Annotated in this window: 22 protein-coding genes; 20 read left to right on the forward strand and 2 right to left on the reverse strand. The window is 71.0% G+C overall.

Annotated elements, in window-relative coordinates; translation table 11 throughout:
• Positions 1-300 precede the first annotated feature (300 nt).
• The 7 genes from EER30_RS06340 to EER30_RS06370 all read left to right on the forward strand — a co-directional run bounded on the left by EER30_RS06340 (position 301) and on the right by EER30_RS06370 (position 8,060).
• A complete protein-coding gene (locus tag EER30_RS06340) occupies positions 301-987 on the forward strand; it encodes a response regulator transcription factor (protein ID WP_205650111.1) in 687 nt (228 codons plus the stop codon).
• Positions 984-1,997, forward strand: a complete 1,014-nt coding sequence (locus tag EER30_RS06345; RefSeq protein WP_432417509.1) for a HAMP domain-containing sensor histidine kinase — start codon at positions 984-986, stop codon at positions 1,995-1,997. The genes EER30_RS06340 and EER30_RS06345 overlap by 4 nt, the downstream gene beginning before the upstream one ends.
• A 74-nt stretch (positions 1,998-2,071) precedes the next feature.
• Positions 2,072-3,574, forward strand: coding sequence for a DUF4153 domain-containing protein (locus EER30_RS06350; protein ID WP_127499065.1), 1,503 nt, complete (start codon positions 2,072-2,074; stop codon positions 3,572-3,574).
• Between the two features lie 41 nt (positions 3,575-3,615).
• Positions 3,616-4,032, forward strand: a complete 417-nt coding sequence (locus EER30_RS06355; protein ID WP_127499067.1) for a DUF485 domain-containing protein — start codon at positions 3,616-3,618, stop codon at positions 4,030-4,032.
• Positions 4,029-5,651, forward strand: coding sequence for a sodium/solute symporter (locus EER30_RS06360; protein WP_127499069.1), 1,623 nt, complete (start codon positions 4,029-4,031; stop codon positions 5,649-5,651). Before EER30_RS06355 ends, EER30_RS06360 begins: the two co-directional genes overlap by 4 nt.
• A gap of 31 nt (positions 5,652-5,682) precedes the next feature.
• Positions 5,683-6,462, forward strand: a complete 780-nt coding sequence (locus EER30_RS06365; RefSeq protein ID WP_127499071.1) for an ABC transporter ATP-binding protein — start codon at positions 5,683-5,685, stop codon at positions 6,460-6,462.
• Positions 6,453-8,060, forward strand: coding sequence for an ABC transporter permease (locus EER30_RS06370; RefSeq protein ID WP_127499073.1), 1,608 nt, complete (start codon positions 6,453-6,455; stop codon positions 8,058-8,060). The genes EER30_RS06365 and EER30_RS06370 overlap by 10 nt, the downstream gene beginning before the upstream one ends.
• Here EER30_RS06370 and EER30_RS06375 read toward each other — a convergent pair.
• Positions 8,057-8,290, reverse strand: coding sequence for a hypothetical protein (locus tag EER30_RS06375; RefSeq protein ID WP_240669809.1), 234 nt, complete (start codon positions 8,288-8,290; stop codon positions 8,057-8,059). The two genes, EER30_RS06370 and EER30_RS06375, sit on opposite strands and share 4 nt — an antisense overlap.
• An 88-nt stretch (positions 8,291-8,378) precedes the next feature.
• Here EER30_RS06375 and EER30_RS06380 point away from each other — a divergent pair, with 88 nt between their 5' ends.
• From EER30_RS06380 to EER30_RS06420, 9 genes are all read left to right on the forward strand, one after another.
• Positions 8,379-8,906, forward strand: a complete 528-nt coding sequence (locus EER30_RS06380; RefSeq protein ID WP_240669811.1) for a flavin reductase family protein — start codon at positions 8,379-8,381, stop codon at positions 8,904-8,906.
• Between the two features lie 125 nt (positions 8,907-9,031).
• Positions 9,032-9,403 carry a DUF485 domain-containing protein gene (locus EER30_RS06385; protein WP_127499077.1) on the forward strand — a complete coding sequence of 124 codons (372 nt, stop codon included), beginning with the start codon at positions 9,032-9,034 and terminating at the stop codon, positions 9,401-9,403.
• A complete protein-coding gene (locus EER30_RS06390; protein ID WP_127499079.1) occupies positions 9,403-11,076 on the forward strand; it encodes a solute symporter family protein in 1,674 nt (557 codons plus the stop codon). Before EER30_RS06385 ends, EER30_RS06390 begins: the two co-directional genes overlap by 1 nt.
• A 114-nt stretch (positions 11,077-11,190) precedes the next feature.
• Positions 11,191-12,372, forward strand: a complete 1,182-nt coding sequence (locus tag EER30_RS06395; protein ID WP_127499081.1) for an LCP family protein — start codon at positions 11,191-11,193, stop codon at positions 12,370-12,372.
• Between the two features lie 19 nt (positions 12,373-12,391).
• Positions 12,392-12,727, forward strand: coding sequence for a rhodanese-like domain-containing protein (locus tag EER30_RS06400; protein WP_127499083.1), 336 nt, complete (start codon positions 12,392-12,394; stop codon positions 12,725-12,727).
• A gap of 3 nt (positions 12,728-12,730) precedes the next feature.
• Positions 12,731-13,525 carry a glycerophosphodiester phosphodiesterase gene (locus EER30_RS06405; protein WP_127499085.1) on the forward strand — a complete coding sequence of 265 codons (795 nt, stop codon included), beginning with the start codon at positions 12,731-12,733 and terminating at the stop codon, positions 13,523-13,525.
• A gap of 39 nt (positions 13,526-13,564) precedes the next feature.
• Positions 13,565-14,758, forward strand: a complete 1,194-nt coding sequence (locus EER30_RS06410; RefSeq protein ID WP_127499087.1) for a sensor histidine kinase — start codon at positions 13,565-13,567, stop codon at positions 14,756-14,758.
• 109 nt (positions 14,759-14,867) lie between these two features.
• Positions 14,868-15,746: a DUF5926 family protein gene (locus EER30_RS06415; RefSeq protein ID WP_127499089.1), complete on the forward strand. Its 879-nt coding sequence runs from the start codon at positions 14,868-14,870 to the stop codon at positions 15,744-15,746.
• Positions 15,747-15,750: 4 nt separating this feature from the next.
• A complete protein-coding gene (locus EER30_RS06420; protein WP_127499091.1) occupies positions 15,751-16,479 on the forward strand; it encodes a glycoside hydrolase family 16 protein in 729 nt (242 codons plus the stop codon).
• On the opposite strand, the gene EER30_RS06425 is transcribed toward EER30_RS06420, so the two are convergent.
• Positions 16,468-17,667, reverse strand: coding sequence for an arginine deiminase (locus EER30_RS06425; protein WP_127499093.1), 1,200 nt, complete (start codon positions 17,665-17,667; stop codon positions 16,468-16,470). The genes EER30_RS06420 and EER30_RS06425 overlap by 12 nt on opposite strands.
• A 313-nt stretch (positions 17,668-17,980) precedes the next feature.
• On the opposite strand from EER30_RS06425, the gene EER30_RS06430 reads away from it, so the two are divergent.
• The 4 genes from EER30_RS06430 to EER30_RS06445 all read left to right on the forward strand — a co-directional run bounded on the left by EER30_RS06430 (position 17,981) and on the right by EER30_RS06445 (position 20,373).
• Positions 17,981-18,712 carry a hypothetical protein gene (locus EER30_RS06430; RefSeq protein ID WP_127499095.1) on the forward strand — a complete coding sequence of 244 codons (732 nt, stop codon included), beginning with the start codon at positions 17,981-17,983 and terminating at the stop codon, positions 18,710-18,712.
• A gap of 104 nt (positions 18,713-18,816) precedes the next feature.
• Entirely contained in the window at positions 18,817-19,278 is a 462-nt protein-coding gene (locus EER30_RS06435; RefSeq protein ID WP_127499097.1) for a hypothetical protein, read from the forward strand.
• 85 nt (positions 19,279-19,363) lie between these two features.
• On the forward strand, positions 19,364-19,753 hold the full coding sequence (locus EER30_RS06440) for an ACT domain-containing protein (protein WP_127499099.1): 390 nt from the start codon (positions 19,364-19,366) through the stop codon (positions 19,751-19,753).
• Positions 19,754-19,773: 20 nt separating this feature from the next.
• A complete protein-coding gene (locus EER30_RS06445) occupies positions 19,774-20,373 on the forward strand; it encodes a hypothetical protein (RefSeq protein ID WP_127499100.1) in 600 nt (199 codons plus the stop codon).
• Position 20,374 lies beyond the last annotated feature (1 nt).

The raw sequence follows: 20,374 nt of genomic DNA on the forward strand, positions 1-20,374 counted from the left end.
CCGGTGGCCGGCTTGGAAAGCCTGCGCGACCAACCGGTCACCGCGACCGGCCCGTCACGGGTGAGATGGCCTGGGCGAACGGCCGCACGAACCAGATGCCGCACCGGGCCTCGGCATCCAGTTCGAAACAGAGGATTGCGGCGACGAACCCAGCGTTGTGATCTCCACAGGTTGTTCACAAACCCACCGCCGGGCCTGCACCGGGCGTCAATAGGCTCCCCGCCGAAGGTCGGTGGGCCACGGGGGCGCACCGGCCGACTTGCCACGAACCGGTTGGATCGGTGGCTCGGGAGGTGGACGGTGGAGACGGATCGGCGTGTTCTGGTCGTCGAGGACGAGCGGACGATCGCGGAGGCGGTCGCGGTAAGGCTGCGGGCCGAGGGGTTCACGGTCGAGGTCGCCGGCGACGGCCCGGCCGCGGTCGAGGCGGCCCGGCGCACGCCGCCCGACGCGGTCGTGCTCGACGTCATGCTGCCCGGCTTCGACGGACTCGAGGTCTGCCGGCGGCTGCAGGCCGAGCGCCCGGTCCCGATCCTCATGCTCACCGCCCGCGACGACGAGACCGACCTGCTCGTCGGTCTGGCCGTCGGCGCCGACGACTACATGGTCAAGCCGTTCTCGATGCGCGAACTGGCCGCCCGGGTGCACGCCCTGCTGCGGCGGGCCGCGAAGACCGCCGCCAAGCCGGCCGGGCCACCGACGCTGCGGTTCGGCGACCTCGAGATCAACCAGGCCGAGCGGCGCGTGCTGCGGGCCGGGGTCGAGGCCCACCTGACCCCGACCGAGTTCGATCTGCTCGTTCACCTGGCCGCGCACCCCCGCACGGTCCTGCCGCGGGAAAGGCTGCTCGCCGACGTCTGGGGCTGGGCCGACGCCTCCGGCACCCGCACGGTCGACAGCCACATCAAGGGGCTGCGCCGCAAGCTCGGCCCCGATCTGATCCGCACCGTGCACGGCGTGGGCTACGCGCTGGAGGTGGAGCGGTGAGATGGCTCGCCTGGCTGCCACGGCCGCTCGACCCGGTCCGCTCGATCAAGATGAAGATCATCATGGTGCTGTTCGCGGGCGGCGGCAGCGGGCTGGTCTGGTTCTACCTCTGGCTGGGCTGGTTCCCGATCTGGACCGGCGTCACCGCGACGGTCATCGGAGTGACGATCGTCCAGTTCCTGGCCCGGGGCATGACCTCGCCGCTGCGTGAGATGACCACGGCCGTACGGGCCATGGCGCGCGGCGACTACGACCGGCGGGTACGGGCGACCTCGGCCGACGAGGTGGGCGAGCTCGCGGCGGCGTTCAACCAGATGGCGGCCGATCTGGCGGCGGCCGACCGGCAGCGGCGCGAGCTCATCGCGAACGTCTCGCACGAACTGCGTACGCCGATCACCGCCTTGCAGGGCCTGCTCGAGAACATCGTCGACGGGGTGGCCGCGGCCGATCCCACCCAGATGCAGACCGCGCTCGCCCAGACCGAGCGCCTCGGCCGGCTCGTCACCGAACTGCTCGATCTCTCCCGCCTCGACGCAGGCGTGGTGCCGTTGCGGCGCCACCCGATCGACGTGCGGGCGTTCCTCGACGACGTCGTGCGCGAGGCGGAAATCAACTCGGCCGGCGCCGGTCGTGACGTCCGTTTCAAGGTCGCCGCCCCGTCGATCGTCGTGCCCGGCGACCGGGAGCGGCTGCACCAGGTCTTCGCCAACCTGCTCGACAACGCCGCGCGGCACAGCCCGTCCGGCGGCACGGTCGAGGTGCGCGCCGAACGACACGACGACCACGTGCTGGTCGCCGTGGCCGACGAGGGCGAGGGAATCCCGGCGGCCGAGCGCGACCGGGTCTTCGAGCGTTTCACCCGCGGCGAGCGGCCCGCCGGCGGCGGCACCGGGCTGGGGCTGGCCATCGCCCGCTGGGTCGTCGAGCTGCACCACGGAACGATCGCCGCCGTCGACCCCGAGCCGCGTGGCTGCCTGATCCACGTCACGTTGCCGCTCAGCCCCAGCTGACCCATCCCGTACGCGATCAGCCGAGCGCCTCGAGGTGCCGCGGCCGGTCGACCCTGCCCTCGTGGAGGTTTCCCATGTCCACCGCTGCCCCTGTTCCCACGTTCCACGGTCCGTGGCCACCCGGCGTCCCGTGGGGCCGGCATTGGCTCGGCCCGGCGCGGCCCGCCTCGGTCGTCACCGTCGCGGCGGTCGCGGGGGCCGCCGCGGTCGCGGCACTGAGCCTTCCGCTCGACGAGGCCGGCGTGGGTTGGCTGATCACCGCCGTCGCCGCGGTCACGGCCGTGATGATCGCCGGCGTCGTGCCGCCGTACGTGGGTCCGCCCCCGCTGGTGTCCCGGCCGCGCCCGCCGCTCGGCGCCGAAAGGATCGCCTGGGGCGCGGCGAGCGTGGCCCTGCTGGCCGTCGGCACGTTCCGCTCGGCGGGCTGGCTCTTCGTGCTGTGCGTGCTCGTCTCGACGTTGACCGGCGTGCTTGCGCTGACCGGCGGCCGTTCGATGCGCAGCATCTACGCGGCCTGCACGATGCCCGGCCTGGCCGCGTTCCGCGCCGTGCCGTGGCTGACCCGCGGGCTGACCGGGCTGAACCGTTCCGGCGCCCGCATCGCGCTCACCGCCCTGGTCGCCGTGGCCATGCTGCTGGTCTTCGGCGCCCTGCTGGCTTCGGCCGACATCTACTTCGCGACCGCGCTGCAGAGGCTCGTGCCCGACCTCGGCGTCGACACGCTCTTCCGCTGGATCTTCGTGGGCGGCTGCGCGGCCGCACTCATCGGCGGCGCCGCGTTCCTCCGCGCCGCTCCGCCCCACCTGTCCGAACTGGACGGGACCGAGGGCCGCAGGGTGAACCGCTGGGAATGGGCCGTCCCGCTCGGGCTGCTCACCCTGCTCTTCATCGCCTTCGTCGCGGTGCAGGTCGTCGTGCTGGTCCGCGGCGACCGGCTGCCCGGGGCCTACGCCGACGCCGCCCGCAGCGGGTTCTTCCAGCTGAGCTGGGTGACCGGCCTGACCCTGATCGTGCTGGCCGGAGCGGCCCGCTGGGCGCCCCGCGAGCGACCCGCCGACCGTCTGCTGTTCCGCGTCATCCTCGGCACGCTGACCGCGCTCACCCTGGTCATCGCGGCGACCGCGCTGCACCGCATCATGTCCTACACCGCCGAGTTCGGCCTGACCCGGCTGCGCCTGCTCGTCTTCTGCTGCGAGCTGTGGTTCGTCTTCGTGCTGCTGCTGGTGCTGGTGGCCGGGCGGCGGCTGCGCGCGCCCTGGCTGCCCCGGATCGCGATCGCGGCGGGCGTGCTGGCGCTGCTCGGCCTGGCCGTGGTCAACCCCGACGGCCTGATCGCCGAACGCAACGTGCACACCGGCAACCACCCGATCGACCTCGAATATCTGGGCGACCTCTCGCCCGACGCGGTGCCGGCCGTCCTCGGCCTGCCGCCGGAGCAGCGGGACTGCGTGCTCGGCCGGCTCAGCTTCCAGCTCGACCGGACCTCCGGTGACTGGCGGGCCTTCAACCTCGGCCGCGAGCGGGCCCGCGACGTGATCGACCAGCAACTCGGCGGCCGAAGCTGGAAGTGCGAGTAGAAGGACTTGACATCCGGCTGTCGGCGGCCAGACTCCCGGGCATGGCCGCCGACGACCAGACCGAGCCGGACACCGCCACGGGCGTCACGGTCCCTCGGCGTACGCGGGTGGTTCTGGGTGAGGCGGCGGCCCGTCGACGCCCCGCCGACCGGGCCCGCGCCGACCTCGCGGAACAGACGCCCGTCGGCGAAGCCCTGGTCAAGGGTCTGGTCCGCGCCCAGCTAGCGCTCGCCCTGCGGCTGGCGCTGGTGGTCGTGACCGGCCTGGGCGCGCTCCCGATGCTCTTCGCGGTCGCGCCCGGGGTCGCCGGGGTAAAGGTCTTCGGCGTCTACCTGCCGTGGCTGCTGCTGGGCGTGCTCTCGTTCCCGTTCCTGATCGGCGTGGGCTGGGCCTACGTGCGCTGGGCGGAACGCAACGAGCAGGACTTCATCGCGCTGATCCGCCGGCCCGAGCAGTGAACCCGTACCTCGTCCCCGGTCTGGTGGCCGTGGTGCTGGTGACCGTCGGCATCGGCGTCTACGGGCTGCGCTTCGCCCGCACCACCTCGGATTTCCTGGTCGCCTCACGCTCGGTCAGCCCGGCCTGGAACGCTGCGGCGATCAGCGGCGAATACCTCTCGGCGGCCTCGTTCCTGGGCGTCGCCGGCCTGATCCTGCGCTACGGCGTCGACGTGCTCTGGTACCCGGTCGGCTTCGCGGCGGGCTATCTGGCGCTGCTGCTCTTCGTCGCGGCCCCGCTGCGCCGCTCGGGCGCCTTCACCCTGCCCGACTTCTGCCAGGTGCGGCTCGGATCGCCGCTGCTGCGCCGTCTGGCCAGCGTCTTCGTCGTCTTCATCGGCTGCCTCTACCTGGTGCCGCAGTTGCAGGGGGCCGGCCTGACCTTCACAACGGTCACCGGCGGTTCCTATGCGTGGGGCGCGCTGCTGGTCGGCGTGGTCGTCACGGCGAACGTCGCCCTCGGCGGCATGCGCGCGATCACCTTCGTGCAGGCCTTCCAGTACTGGCTCAAGCTCACCGCGCTCGCCGTCCCGGTGATCTTCCTAGCCCTGCAGTGGCAGTCCGACGGCCGCCCGCACGTCGCGCCGCCGGCCGGGACTGCGTTCCCGGCCGCGACCTCGGTGGTGATCGAGCAGGACGCGCTCGTCGACGGCGTCGCGGTGAAAGCGGGCACGCAGCTCAGCTTCGACGCCGGCGACCCGGTGCCGGCGGTGAGCACGGTGGACGCCCGGTTCGACGCCGACTGGCTGCTGCCCGGCGGCGACGGCAGCCTCTTCGCCACCTATTCGCTGATCCTGGCGACGTTTCTCGGCACGATGGGCTTACCCCACGTACTCGTACGCTTCTATACCAATCCCGACGGCGCGTCGGCCCGCCGCACGACACTCGTGGTGCTGGGGCTGGTCGGCACGTTCTACCTGCTGCCCACCCTCTATGGCGTGCTGGGCCGCATCTACACCCCGCAACTGCTGATGACCGGCCGCACCGACGCCGTCGTGCTGTTGCTGCCCGAGGCCGCGCTCGGCGGTGGCCACCTCGGCAAACTTCTCGGCGCCCTGGTCACCGCGGGCGCGCTGGCCGCCTTCCTCTCCACGTCGTCGGGCCTGCTCACCAGCGTCGCCGGGGTGGTCTTCACCGACGTGCTGCACGCCGGCCGCAGCGGGTCGGTGCGCGACTTCCGGCTGGCGACCGTGCTGGCCGCGTCGGTGCCGGTGCTGCTCTCGCTCTACCTCTCCAACATGGACGTCTCGCAGGTCGTTGGCCTGGCCTTCGCGGTCGCCGCGTCCAGCTTCTGCCCGCTGCTCGTGCTCGGCATCTGGTGGCGAGGGCTGACCGACGTGGGCGCGGTGGCCGGTCTCCTGGCCGGTGGGGGCGCCTCGATCGCGGCCGTCCTGATCACGGTGCTCGGCCCGCCGCTCGACGGCTGGCTCGCCGACGCTGTCGGGCAGCCGGCCGCGTGGACCGTGCCTCTCGCGTTCCTGGTGATGGTCGCCGGCTCGCTGCTGACCAGCCGCCGCATCCCCTCCGACGTCGGCGCGACCATGCTGCGCCTGCACGCCCCCGAGTCTCTACGGGTTTGAACGCCCTGGTCAGAGGGGCTAGGTTCGGAACATGACGGTGCCGGTGCAGCGCGAGGGCGATCAGATCCCGGCCATGGCGTTGCGCGGGCTGGTCAAGCGGTTCGACACCAAGCTCGCGGTCTCCGGTGTCAGCCTCGACGTGCCCGCCGGCTCGTTCTACGGCCTGCTCGGTCCCAACGGCGCCGGCAAGACCACCACGTTGTCCATGGCCGTCGGCCTCCTGCGCCCCGACGCCGGTCACGCTTTCCTGCTGGGGTACGACGTGTGGGCCGACCCCTCCGCGGCCAAGGCGCGACTCGGGGTGCTGCCCGACGGCGTACGCCTCTTCGACCGCCTCACCGGCCCTGAGTTGCTCGCCTATCACGGCCTGCTGCGCGGCATGGACGCCACGACCGTCGACCAGCGGGCCCGTGAGCTGCTCGACGTGCTCGAACTCGGCGCCGGCAACCGCACCCTGGTCGTCGACTACTCGGCCGGCATGCGCAAGAAGATCGGCCTGGCCTGCGCCCTGCTGCACGCCCCGCGGCTGCTCGTGCTCGACGAGCCGTTCGAGGCGGTCGACCCGGTCTCGGCCGCCCGCATCCGCGACATCCTCCAGCGCTACGTGGCCGGCGGCGGCACGGTCATCTTCTCCAGCCACGTCATGGAGGTCGTCGAGCGGCTCTGCTCGCACGTCGCGATCCTCTCCGACGGCGTGCTGCGCCTGCACGGCACGCTCGGCGCGGTGCGCGGCGACCGCTCGCTCGAAGAGGTCTTCGTCCAGGTGGTCGGCGGCCGGGTCAGCACCGGCTCGGAACTCGCGTGGCTGTGACGACGGCCGAGGCCGGGCCGTCCGTCTGGCCGTTCGTGCGGCTCAAGCTGCGGATGCTCGTCAACGGCTGGCGGGGGCGGCCGGCCCGCACCGCGTTGTTCGTCGCCGGTGTCGTGCTGGCCGGTTTCTTCGCCGTCGCGGGCTATGCGATCTTCGCGATCCCCGGTGTGGTCGGCGACGAGCGGGCGGCGAGCCTGTTGCTGCAGCTCGGGGGCTCTATGCTGGTCTTCGGCTGGCTGATCTTCCCGCTGCTGTTCTTCGGGGTCGACGAGTCGCTCGACCCCTCCCGATTCGCGCTGCTGCCGCTGAGCCGCCGCACGCTGATCATGGGCCTGTTCGCCGCCGCGCTGACCGGCTTGCCCGCGCTGTCCACACTGGCCGCGACGGCCGGCATGGTGAGCACGGTGGCCGACCTGGGCGGTGCCGCGGCGGCGTTCGTCCAATTCGTCGGCATTGTCGGCGGAGTGCTCATCTGCGTAGCCGTGAGCCGGGCCGTGACCAGCGCGTTCGCCACCGGGCTGCGCTCGCGCCGGTCACGCGACCTGGCCGTGGTGCTGTTCGCCGTGGTGGCCGCGCTGCTCGGGCCGCTGCAGCTCGCACTGCTGGCCGGAGCCGAGCGCGCCGACTGGCCGGCCTTCGCCGCCATCGCCGACGTGCTGGGCTGGACGCCGCTGGGCGCCCCGTGGTCGCTCGGCCTCGACGTGGTCGCCGGGCGCCTGTGGGCCGTACCGCTGAAGCTCTTGATCATTGTCGTCACCCTCGTGGGACTGCTGCGGTGGTGGAGCGCGACGCTGGAACGCGCCATGCTCGGCGCCGCCTCGAACGGCTCGTCCCGCGCCACCGGAAACGCGGGCTCGCCGACCGGCCTGCTGCTCGGCCGCCGCCTGCCACGCAGTCGCTTCGGGGCGCTCGTGGCCCGCGAGACCCGATATTGGTGGCGCGAGACGCGCCGACGGGCCTCGCTGATCACGTTCTCGGTGGCCGGGCTGTTCCTGCCGGTCTCGATCTCGCTGAGCGGGGGCGCGGCCGGGCCGATGGCGGTCTTCGTGGGCGCGCTCGCGGCGGTCGCGCTGGCCAACCAGTTCGGGTACGAGGGAAACGCGTACGCGGCCAATGTCGCCGCCGGGGTTCCGGGCCGGGTCGAGGTCCACTCGCGGGCGGCCGCACACGCCGTCTTCGTGCTGCCGCTCCTGCTGCTGGTCGCTTTGGTGGTGGGCGTCGTGTCGGGCCGGCCCGAACGTATCGCGGGTGACCTGGGGCTGCTGCTCGCCACCTACGGCGCCGGTCTCGGGCTGGTGCTGCCGGTCTCGGTGCGGGGGGCCTATTCGCTGCCCGAGTCGACCAGCCCGTTCGCCCTGTCGTCGGGTGGCGGGCTGGCCAAGGGCTTCCTGACCCTCGGCGTCATGCTCGGCACGCTGGTGGCCACGGTCCCGCTGCAGATTCTGGCGTGGGTGCTCGGCAGCGTGTGGCTCTGGATCGGCCTGCCGGTGGGGGCGGCGTTCGGCTGCGCGGCCTACCTGATCGGCTCGCAGGTCGCGGGCGACTGGCTCGACAAGCGGGCGCCCGAGGTGCTGGTCGCGGTGACCGCGGGCCGTTAGTGGAACGCCGGGCGCAGGCCTTCGCGGCGGACGAAGATGCGCCGGCGCTGCACGGCGACGCCGGAGGGGCCGAGCACATAGCCCTCGAGCCACAGCCAACCGTCGTACGTGCTGCGGGTGTCGACGCGGATCAGCCGGAAGGTCAGGGCACGCGCGCCCTCGAACTGCACGCTCGCCTCGCCGCCGATGTGCAGCACCTCGCCGGGCTGGAGCTGCACTTGCTGATGCACGGTCGACCCCCTCCGTCAGAAGATAGTTGTTGATCAATGCTGACGGTAGGGTCGTGCACTATCTGTGCAGAAAGCGAGAATGGTCGGCGTGACCTCCGACGAGCCCGGCGCCCGGATCCACTCGACCGACCCCTTCGCCACCCCCGACGACGAGAAGTCACCCGTACGGCGGCTGCGCGGCCGGCTGGCGGCCCCGGTCACGCTCTGGACCACGCCGGGTCCGGCCGGGCTCACCGTCTCGTCCACCCTCGTCGCCGACGGTGACCCGGGACGGGTGCTCGGGCTGATCGACGACGAGAGCGACTTCTGGGACGCCCTCGAAGAGGCCGGGCGGTTCGCGATGGTCCCCCTCACACCGGCCGACCGGCAGCTGGCCGACAAGTTCGCCGGACTGATGCCCGCGCCGGGCGGTCTGTTCACCGGCGACGGCTGGACCGACACCGGCTACGGCCCGGTTCCCGCGAGCGCCGCCACCTGGGCCGGCTGCCGGCTCGAGTCGTCCCGGGTGGTGGGCTGGGCGCTCCTGGTCGAGGCCGTGATCGAGAAGGTGGAGACCGGCCCTGCACCGCGCCCACTTCTCCATTACCGCGGTCGATATCGCGACCTCGCCGGTTAGCGCCGGCCCCGCTCAGCGCAGTCAAACCGCCACTCGGCGCAAGGGCCGACCGGTGGCCCTCACGCGCGGCCAGATCTTCGTACGTTGCCGAAAAGTCCGCCCCACCCCGAAGGTGGTGAACCCCGGTGACTACCGAAGTGCCCTCGTCCTCCACCGAGAGGTACCGGGCCGTCCAAGACTCCGAGGAATTCGGCCGGCTGCGCCACGCTGCGCGCAGCTTCGTCTTCCCCATGACGGTCGCGTTCTTCCTCTGGTACGCCCTCTATGTCCTACTTTCCGCGTACGCCCGCGGCTTCATGAGCGCGAAGATCATCGGCAACATCAACGTCGCGCTGATCCTCGGTCTCCTGCAGTTCGTCACCACGTTCCTGATCGCCTGGTACTACTCGCGCTACGCGGCTCGCAAGATCGACCCGCTGGCCGACAAGATCCTCGCTGAGCTCAACGCCGGAAAAGGCGACAGCGACGGCGGCGACGTCAAGAAGAGCGAGGACTGATGGAACCCCATTTCCTTGCCGCTGAGGTCTCGACCTCGACGTCCCGCGGCCTCACGATCACGCTCTTCCTCGTCTTCGTGGCCGTCACGCTGGCCATCACGATCTGGGCCAGCCGCCAGACCAAGACCGCGACCGACTTCTACGCCGGTGGCCGCCAGTTCTCCGGCTTCCAGAACGGCATGGCGATCGGCGGCGACTACATGTCGGCGGCGTCCTTCCTGGGCATCGCCGGCCTGATCGCGCTGTACGGCTACGACGGCTTCCTCTACTCGATCGGCTTCCTGGTCGCGTGGCTGGTCGCGCTGCTGCTGGTGGCCGAGTACCTGCGCAACTCGGGCCGCTACACGATGGCCGACGTGCTCGCCTTCCGCATGCGTCAGCGCCCGGTGCGTACGGCGGCCAGTGCCTCCACCATCGTCGTGTCGATCTTCTATCTGATCGCGCAGATGGTCGGCGCGGGCGCGCTGGTGTCACTGCTGCTCGGCATCACGCCGGACACGACGTTCCTGGGCATGGACGCGGACACCGCCAAGGTCGCCACGATCATCCTGGTCGGCGCCCTGATGATCGTCTACGTGATCGTCGGCGGCATGAAGGGCACCACGTACGTCCAGATCGTCAAGGCGTTCATGCTGATGACCGGCGCGCTCGTCATGACGCTGCTGGTGCTCGCGCACTACAAGTTCAACCTGTCCCAGCTGCTCGGCGACGCCGCGGCACAGTCGGGCAAGGGGGACGCCTTCCTCGAGCCGGGCCTGCGCTACGGCGTCGAGTCGGCCAGTGCGTCGGCCACCTTCTACAGCAAGATGGACCTGCTCTCGCTGGGCATCGCGCTGGTGCTGGGCACGGCCGGCCTGCCGCACATCCTGACCCGCTTCTACACCGTGCCGACCAGCAAGATCGCCCGTAAGAGCGTGCTCTGGGCGATCGGCATCATCGGCACGTTCTACCTGTTCACCCTGGCCCTCGGCTTCGGCGCGGCGGCTCTGGTGGGCGGCAAGGCGATCACCGCCCAGGACAAGGCGGGCAACACGGCGGCTCCGCAGCTCGCCCAGGCGCTCGGCATCGACTATCTGGGTGGCGAGACCGGTGGCGCGGTGCTGCTGGCGATCATCGCCGCGGTCGCGTTCGCCACGATCCTCGCGGTGGTGGCCGGCCTGACCCTGGCGTCGTCGTCGAGCGTGGCGCATGACTTCTACGCCAACGTCATCCGGCGCGGTACCGCCTCGGAGCGCGACGAGGTGCGGGTCGCCCGCATCTCGGCCCTGGTCATCGGCGCGGTCGCGATCGCACTGTCGATCTTCGCGCAGAGCCTGAACGTGGCCTTCCTGGTCGCGCTCGCGTTCGCGGTGGCCGCCTCGGCCAACCTGCCGGCGATCCTCTACAGCCTGTTCTGGCGGAAGTTCAACACCTCCGGCGCGCTGTGGTCGATCTACGGCGGTCTGACGGCCGCCGTCGTCCTGGTGTTCTTCTCGCCCGTTGTGTCCGGTTCGGCAACCGCCATGTTCCCGGACAGCGACTGGCACTTCTTCCCGCTCTCCAACCCGGGCATCATCTCGATCCCGATCGGCTTCCTCTGCGGCTGGATCGGCACGGTGATCTCGAAGGAGGACGACAGCGCGAAGTACGCGGAGCTCGAGGTCCGGTCCCTGACCGGGCACGGAGCTCACTGAGAATCCCCCCGGGGCGGATGCCGCAGGCGTCCGTCCCGGGCCGGGTCTACCGACTTCGTGCCGTGTCGCTTCGATGGCGGGGCGTACGGGCACTTGGTACGTAACCTAGGTTCCATGTCAGCGCCCACGTCCCCCCACGGGGGTTCCGGTAGAGCCTCCGTCCCGTCCTCGGCGGCCCGGGCTTCGGCCCGCCCGTCCGGCGCCTATCCCGTCACCTCGCCCCAGGGCGGCGGCGGCAACTACCCGCCCGGCGGCGGTGACGGCCCGGGTCGTGGCACCTCCTACCGTGGCCGTAAGCCGCGCCGCTGGGGCCGCATCGCCCTGCTGGCCGGTCTGGCTGTGCTGATCATCGCGGTGATCGCCGGCATCTCGCTCTACGGCTACGCGCAGGGTCTCGACAAGGACCTCAAGCGCACCAACGCCTTCGAGGGCATCACCGCCGACCGGCCCGCCAAGGCCATCGAGGGCACCCAGAACATCCTGCTCGTGGGCAGCGACTCGCGCGACCCCGACGCCAAGGACGACGGGGCCGGCAAATGGCGCGCCGACACGCTGATCCTCATGCACATCCCGGCCGACCACAAATCCGCCCAGCTCGTCTCGATCCCGCGCGACCTGTGGGTCGTCATCCCGCGCAGCAACGACGCGAAGTGCGGCGACGGCAGCCGGGCCAAGATCAACGCGGCGTTCGCCTTCGGCGGCCTGCCCCGCGCGGTGCACACGGTCGAGTGCCTCACCGACGTCAAGGTCGACCACGTCATGGCGATCGACTTCGGCGGCTTCAAAGAGGTCACCGACGCGCTCGGCGGCGTCGACCTCAAGGTCGAGCAGACCATCACCTCGATCCACAAGCCGTTCCGGGTGTTCAAGAAGGGCACCATGCACATGAACGGCGACCAGGCCCTCGACTGGGTGCGCCAGCGCAAGCAGTTCGCCCGTGGCGACTTCGCCCGCATGCAGCACCAGCAAGACTTCCTCAAGGCGCTGATGGACAAGGCGGCCAGCGGTGGCACGATCAGCAACCCGGCCAAGCTGAACGCGTTCCTCAAGTCCGTGACCAAGGCCGTCACCGTCGACCACGACTTCTCGCTCACCGACATGGCGGTCGAGATGCGCGGCGTCCGCGGCTCCGACCTCACCTTCATCACCAGCCCCAACAAGGGCTCGGACACCATCGCCGGCCAGTCCGTGGTGGTCTCCGACAAAGAGAAGGCGCTGGCCCTCTACAAGGCGATGGCCGCCGACAAGATGGACGAGTGGATGGCGTCCAACCTCAAGACGACGGCCGCGAAGTGACGCCAGTACGCTGAATGGTGTGTTCGGACCCCAGGTACCCAGCGTGACCCCCGCCGACGTCTCCGACGAGGCGTACCTGCTCGATGTGCGCGAGCCCGACGAGTGGACGGCGGGGCACGCCCCCGGCGCGCACCACGTGCCGATGATGGAGATTCCGGCCCGCATGGCCGAGGTGCCGACCGACCGCGAGGTGGTCGTCGTCTGCCGGTCGGGCGGCCGCTCCGGCCAGGTCGTTTCCTACCTCATGGGCAACGGCTGGGACAACGTGCGCAACCTCGACGGCGGCATGAAGTCGTGGGCCGCCTCAGGCCGCGAGGTCGTCGCCGAGAACGGACAACCGGCCCGAGTCATCTGAGCCGTGACGACCGACTACCGCCCTTTGGTGTTCGCGCACCGCGGCGGCGCCGACGCCCTGCCCGAGCACACGCTCGGCGCCTACCTGCGTGCCCTCGCCGACGGCGCTGACGGGCTCGAGTGCGACGTACGGCTCACCCGCGACGGCCACCTGGTCTGCGTGCACGACCGGCGGCTCGATCGCACGAGCAACGGTCGCGGCAAGGTCAGCACCAAGACACTGGCCGAGCTCGACTCGCTCGACTTCGGCTCCTGGCATCCGGCCTATCCGGGTGACGAGGAACCGCTGCCCGAGCTCTCCCGGCTGCTGACCCTCGACCGGCTGCTCGAAGCGGTGCGCGACAGCGGCCGCCCGGTGCGGTTACTCATCGAGACCAAACACCCGTCACGGTACGGAGCCGAGGTCGAGCGCCGCCTGGTCAAGACGCTGCGCCGCCACGGCCTGGCCGAGCCCGGGCCGGACAGCCCCGTGCAGGTGACGGTGATGTCGTTCGCCGCGCTCGCGCTGCGCCGGGTGCGGGTCCTGGCTCCGGCCATCCCGACGGTCTACCTGATCGAACTGCTGCCTCCCGGGGTCGGCCGGGGCCGGCTGCCCTTCGGCGCCCGCATCGCCGGACCCGGGGTGGCGCTGGTGCGGGCCCGGCCCGGGTTGATCCCGGCCATCCGGGCCGCGGGCCACAAGGCGTACGTCTGGACCGTCAACGACAAGGCCGATCTCGACCTCGTCCTGGAGCATCGGGTGGACGGGGTCATCACCGACCGGCCCAAGTTCGTCATCGACCAATTGGCGACCCGCTGAGGCTGCCCAAACTCGCGGAAGCGAGGCACACTCGCAGACATGCCGGACCGTCCCGACTACCGCGTGCTGACCCGAGGGCAGATCGCGATCCTCGATCGGATCAACGCCGGTGAGGCGGGGCTCCCCGTCCTTCAGCAGATCGTGCGCGTCGCTCAGGAATCGCTGGGTGGCCGCGGCGCGGGCATCGCAGAGTACGCCCCCGACTACGGCCGCATCGTCGCCGCCACCGGGGTGTGCGAGGCCGCGATCGGCCGTCGCGTCGACCGCGCCGACACCCGCCTGCGCGACGGCCGCACCCTGCTCATCCCGCTCGACTCGCTCAACGACGAGTTCGCCAAGCAGGTCGAGGGCGGCGACGTGCGGCGCATGCTGGGCGCCCGCTGCGAGGTCGGCGACGCGATCGTCGGCTCCCTGCACGTCTACTTCGGCGACGAGGACGGCGAGCCCGGCCCCGAGCATCACGCGGTTCTCGAGCTGCTCGCCGGGCACGTCGGGCGGCTCTACGCGGCCCGTGACGGCCTGCCCGTGCACCGCGCCGAGCACAACCGCCGCCTGCAGGGCCGCGACCTCTGGGTGGCGGTGACCAGCCACGAGTTGCGCACCCCGGTGACGGTGATCAAGGGGTACGCCGACACGCTGACCAACCACTGGGAGACGCTCGGCGAGTCCGGCCGTCAGGAAGCGGTGCGCATCATCGGCACGCGCGCCGGCGAACTGGCCCGGCTGGTCGACCGGTTGCTGTCGGCGGCCAGCGAGGACGGTGACGTCGGCGCGTCCCCGGCCGGGCCGTTCGACCTGTCCGAGGCGCTGCGCGACGCCGTCGACGAGTTGCCCGCCGACCTGCGCCGCCGCATGATCGCCGACAACCTTCCGGGTGACCTGCCGAAGGCGTTCGGCGAGCGCGACTCGATCGCCACGATCCTGACCGAACTGGCGACGAACGCCGAGAAGCACTCGCCGCCCGGCTCGATGGTCGAGCTCTGCGCGGGCACCGACGAGGAGACGCTGCGCTTCCGGGTCTCCGACCGCGGGGTGGGCATCCGACCCGAACACGTCGAGCAGGCCTTCGAGCGTTACTGGCAGGCCGAGGGCGGCGACCGCCGGCACCACCCGGGGGCGGGTCTGGGGCTCTACCTCGTACGCCGTCTGGTGGAACGACAGCACGGCTGGGTGTCACTGAGGCCGCGCGAGGGCGGCGGGACGACGGCCGAGGTCCGTTTGCCCCGGGCTTGAGCCATGGCTCAGCCTTCAGTCCGCTTTCGGGTGGCGGGCGGGGTGGTTGGACGGGACACGGACACCTGGAGTGTCCCATTCGGGTGGGGAGCGCCTAGGCTGTCTCGCCGTGAGCAAGCGTCGTAACCAACGCCAGTCCGCACCCAAGCGCGAGAAGGTGCGGGACATCTTCGTGGCTCGTCCCTTCGAGGGCCTGGCCGACGAGACCGAGTGGATCGCGCTGCGCGAGCTGGTGCCCGCCGCCTCCGCGCCGCTCACCCTGCGGCCCGAGATCATCGAGGAGTACGGGGACCGTCCCGTCACCCTCTCGACCGTGCTGCCGATGGCGTGGCCGGCCATGACCCGCCAGGACGGCCGGGTCTTCATCGGCCTGCAGCGTCACGTCCAGTCCGGCGACGTGTCCCGTGACCTCGCCGTGGCGATCCTGAACGCGCTGCGGACCGAGCCGGGCGACACGGTCGCGGTTCCGGCCCTGCCCGGCGAGGGCCCGCGGCTGCAGGACGTGCTGGTCGACGGCCCGCTCGAGATCACGATGCACGACGGCTTCGAATACTGGCTCGACGCCGACCAGGCCGAGGACCCGACCGTGAAGGCGTCGCTGGAACGCGCCAACGCCTCGATCTACCCGACCGTGCGTCTCGCGGCGGGCCGGGCGGCGTACTGGTGCCGGGTCGCCCCCGACAAGGGCCACGTGCGCTGGGTGCTCCAGGAACCGGAGGACCAGGCTCTCGACGCGCTGTCGCGTCTGTCGGCCGCCGGCGACCTGCTGCTGGGCGACCGCACGAAGTTCGCGGGCATGTTCCGCGCGCACGGCCTGCTGGTGCCCGTCTGGGATATTCCGGGCGAGCTCGAGGCGGCCGACTGGGAGGCCCCGCTGGCCGACTTCGCCAAGCGCTACGCCGACACGCTGGCCGAGACCGGCCCGCTCGACGCCGACGCGCGCCGGGCCAAGCAGGGCCTTATCGGCCGGCAGCTCACACTCCGGTAAAGCCGTGCTGGACGAGCGGTTCATCTCCGACGAGCTGGACCGCTCTGTCTGGGTTCCCTGGTATCTGCCGCACTGGAGCTCTCGGGCGGCCTCGGCGGCGACGTACGAGGTCGGTGGCGGGAAGCTGCGGTTGAGCATCCCGGCCGAGCAGCCGTTGTGGGCCGAGGGCGTGCACGAGACGCCGCTGCGCGTGTCGGGGATCCAGAGCGCGAACTTCTCGGGGCCGGTCGGCAGCACGGTCGGCGGCCAGCCGTTCCGGCCCGGTCAGCGGGTGCTGGAGGAGCAGGGCGAGTTCTGGGGATACACACCGCTCTACGGTGACATCGAGATCGAGATGCGGGCGACGATCACACCTCGGTCGATGGCCGCGTTCTGGCTCTCCGGAATCGAGGACGAGCCGTCGCGATCGGGCGAGATCTGCGTGATGGAGGTCTTCGGCACGGCCCCGCAGGCGATCGGGATGGGTCTGCACCGCTTCCGCGACCCGGGCCTCGAAGAGGACTGGGGAACCGTCACGCTGCCGATCGACGTCTCCGAGATTCATGCGTACGGCGTGAGCTGGCGTCCCGGTTCGCTGGCCTTCTCGGTCGACGGCGAGGTGGTCAAGCGGGTCAGCCAGGCCCCTGACTACCCCGTGCAGCTCGAGATCGCCGTCTTCGACTTTCCCGACAAGGGTCCGCCGGGAGACGTACCCGAAATGGTCGTCACCCGGGTAACCGGCTCACCTCTGTAGGGGATCGCGCTCGACCGGGCAGCTCATGCAGCGCGGGCCGCCCCGGCCGCTGCCGAGTTCCGAGCCGCTTATTCGCACGACCTCGATGCCGGCCCGTTCGAGCTGCGCGTTCGTCTCGACGTTGCGTTCGTAGGCGACACAGAGGCGGGGCGCGATGGCGAGGGTGTTGTTGCCGTCGTCCCACTGCTCGCGCTCGGCGGTCACCGGGTCGAGGCCGGTGTCGATGATCCGCAGCCGGTCGATCCCCATCGCCTCGGCCGCCGCCTGCAGGAAGGGGCGCGGCCCGGAGGCCCTCGGTTCGCCGTCGGCGTCAGCGACCACGGTGTACGCCTGGAGAGTGTCCGCGATGATCGGATACATCACGACCGAATCGACGTCGACCATTGTGCAGACCGTGTCGAGGTGCATGGTGGCGCGTTCCTGGGCGATCGGCACGGCCAGGATCGTGCGGGCCGCTCCGGTCGCGAAAATTCGGCGCGCCAGCCGCTCGGCGCCGGCCGGGGTGGTGCGCTCGCCGACCCCGATCGCCACCACCTCGGGGGCCAGCAGCAACACGTCGCCGCCCTCGAGCCGCTCCAGCGAGGGGTCGTAGAGCAGCGCGGAGCCCGCGAAGCGTGGGTGGTAGCGGTAGATGGCCCGGGTCAGCGTCGTCTCACGGCTGCGGGCCGGCATGGCCAGGCTGGTAACCGCCACCCGGTCGCGCACCCAGACCGACGAGTCGCGGGTGAAGAGCAGGTTGGGCAGCGGGTCGATCACGAAGTCGAGCCGGTCCATCATCTCGTAGACCAGGCCGCCCGGTCCTGGCTTGAGCTCCTCGTGCGCGAGGCCGGCCATCAGCACCTCGGCGAGGCGGCGCGGGTCTTGATCGGCCAGATAGCGGCCCACGTTGTCGCGCAGGGTGTCGCCGAGCCGGCGGTCGGCCAGCACGCTCTCGGTCAGCTCGGCGCGCGCGTCCTCCACAGCCAACGTCTCGGCCAGCAGCTCGCCGAGGTAGAGCACCTCGACGCCGCGATCGCGCAGCGCCTGGGCGAAGGCGTCGTGCTCCTCCTGGGCACGGCCGACCCAGGGGATCGCATCGAAGAGCAGGCTGTCGTTGTTCCTCGGAGTCAGCCGGGCAAGTTCGGGTCCGGGGCGGTGCAGCAGCACGGTGCGCAGCCGGCCCACTTCACTGTCGACGTAGTGCGCCACCCGCTGACCGTAGCCCACCCGTCGATCTCCTGGCATCCACCCCGGCACGCACTGCGATCGGTCGATAACAATCTGCCTAGATCATGAGACATCAGTGCGCGACCGCGACGGGACGACTAACTTTGTCCTGGAGTTGGTCGAAGAGGGGAACAGGCGCCGAGATGCACCATCCGCAAGAAGTCGCGATGCGTGAATGTGGCATTCATCCCCTCTCATTCCACTTTCTTTCCACTCCGGTGTCTTGCTTCCGTATGGGGTCGAGCACTTACGGTAGTGAAAAGAGAGCCCGAAGGACCTTTTGCCGGAGGTCGCAGTGACTGTCTTCCCAGCACGCCCCGCTCTACCCGTCTCTCCGAACAGCCCGATCGACCGTCGACTGGGCCGCCCCGCCGCTCTCGAGGCGCCACCCCGCACCTCGCCGAGCGAGTGGGCCCGCCGTCGTCGCGCCGAGCGTGGCGCCCGCCGACTCGAAGCCGCCGGCGCCCGCGCGCTGACCCGCCTCGATCGCCTCGGGCCCAACTGGCACATCGTGGACTGGCCGCGCACCGACGCGCTCGGCTACTACGAGCCCGACCCCGCTGACGACCGCGCCGGGTTCCTGGCGATCGGTCCCGGTGGTGTCTACGCGGTGACCGTCGCCGACCACGGTCGCGCCCGGGTGCTCATCGCCGGTGACGTCGTGCAGATCAACGGAAAGCGCCCGCAATACATCGCCGAGGCCCGCCGCGAGGCCCGCCGGGCGAGCAAGGCGCTCTCCGCCGCTGTCGGCCTCAGCGTCCCGGTGACTCCCGTGCTGACGTTCGTCGGTTCCGGCGTCATCAGCGTGCACGGCCTGCCCAAGGAAGTGCTCGTCGCGACCGACAAAGAGCTCGACCGTCTGCTGATCGCCGGCGGCGCCCGCATCTCGCCGTCCACCGCGAACAAGCTCACGACCGTGGCCGAGCACCCCGCCACCTGGGCGAACGCGCCTTACCGTCCGGCCGGTGACTACCGCTGGCACGCCGACGGACAAACGGCCGCTGACAAGCGGACAGCGCGCCGGTAACGTTCCTTCCGGTTGTAGTCGACGGCTTCGATGCCGCGGCGCCACCCGTTGACGCGGGTGTGCGCCGTGGCGGGCCGTCGATCCGCAGGAGCGAGGAGGATCGGGTGGCGCACGTCGAACTCTCACTCTCGGGAGCGTTCGTCCCCCAGGCGCGCACTCCCTCCGAGGCCGAGTTCGTGCCGAGCCTCGAGAGGTGGACGGCGACCGTCTCCGCCGCCGCGGAGCCCTGCCTGATCATCGACACGACGACCGCGATCGTCGCGGTGTCCGTCTCGTGCGGCGAGCTGCTGGGCCTGGGCAAGCCACCCGAGGTGATCGGCAAGGCGCTCGGCAGCGTGCTCCGTCTGCTCGACTTCACGGCCGGCGCCGCCGAGCTCGAGGAATCCGACGCCGACAAGATCCCGCCGCTGCTGGCCCTGCGCAGCGAGCGCCTGGCCCGCGGTCTGCTGCGGGTGGTGCCCGGTCCGGGCGAGACGCCGCTGACCGTCGACGCGATCGCCACACCGCTGCTCGAGAACGAGCGCGTGGCCGGCTCGATGACGTTCTTCTCCGCGGTCCGTTACTGACTCTTCTCTCGCCTGTCCGGGCTGTGGCGTTTGACGCACCCCGTGGGCATTGGGCAACCCTGATCGCGAAACGTAGTCTGCCCTCATGCTCGATCTAGATCTGCTACCCGCGGAGTTCGCGGTGACCCGGCTGCCGGCCGGCTCACCGATCCCGGCTTCGCTGAGCGCGGGTCCGGACGAGAAAAGCGTCATCTCGCTCTCGTGGGACGCCGACGAACTCTCGATCATCTGCCCGGCCGACCGGGTGCCCGAGGGCGCGAGTGTCGACACCGCCTGGCGCTGTCTGCGCGTGGTCGGGCCGCTCGATCTCGCGCTCACCGGCGTGCTCGCGTCGCTGATCGGTCCGCTGGCCGACGCGCGGGTCAACATCGTCACGTTTTCGACGTATTCGACCGATTATCTGCTGGTCCCGTCGGTGCGGCTGACCGAGGCGATGGACACTTTGCGGGCCGCTGGGCACCGCATCGCCTCCTGACCGGGTCTTACCATTTGCGCGTGTCCCCCCACACAAGTCTCATCCCCGTGCTTGTCGTCGGCGCCGGCATGCTGCTGGGCGCCTGCGGCGAACCGCCGCAACCTCTGCCGACGTCACCGCCGTACGTGACGCCGAGCGCGGCCCCGATCTCGATCGGCCCGTCGGTGGACTTCCCCCTGCCCACCACCACGACGCAGCCGTATCCGACCACGACCGCGACCTATCCGGCGTACCCCACTTACCCGACCTCGACGGTCACCCCCACCCCGAATCCCACGACCAGCCCGCCCGCCGCTGTGCCGACGCCGGCCGCCGCCCGGTGCCAGACCGAGCCGACCGGCGCGCAGATCCTCGAGGTGGTCAAGAAGGAGAAGGGCGTGCCGAACAAGCCGCTGCGGATCGCCGAGGGGCCGTTCTGTTCGGGCACGTGGTCGTTCGCCAAGATCGAGGTCACCGGGGCCGACGACCCCGAGCCGATGTCGGCGGTGCTCACCGGCCAGGGCGCCTCGCTCAAGCCCGTCGCGGTCGGGTCCGACCCGTGCAGCAGCGAATATGTACGCACCACGGCGCCGCCCGGCATTCGCGTGCTGGCCTGCGGTCCTGAGCGGCCCGGGTCGTAGA

The organism is Actinoplanes solisilvae, from assembly GCF_003999975.1.
Taxonomy (GTDB): domain Bacteria; phylum Actinomycetota; class Actinomycetes; order Mycobacteriales; family Micromonosporaceae; genus Actinoplanes; species Actinoplanes solisilvae.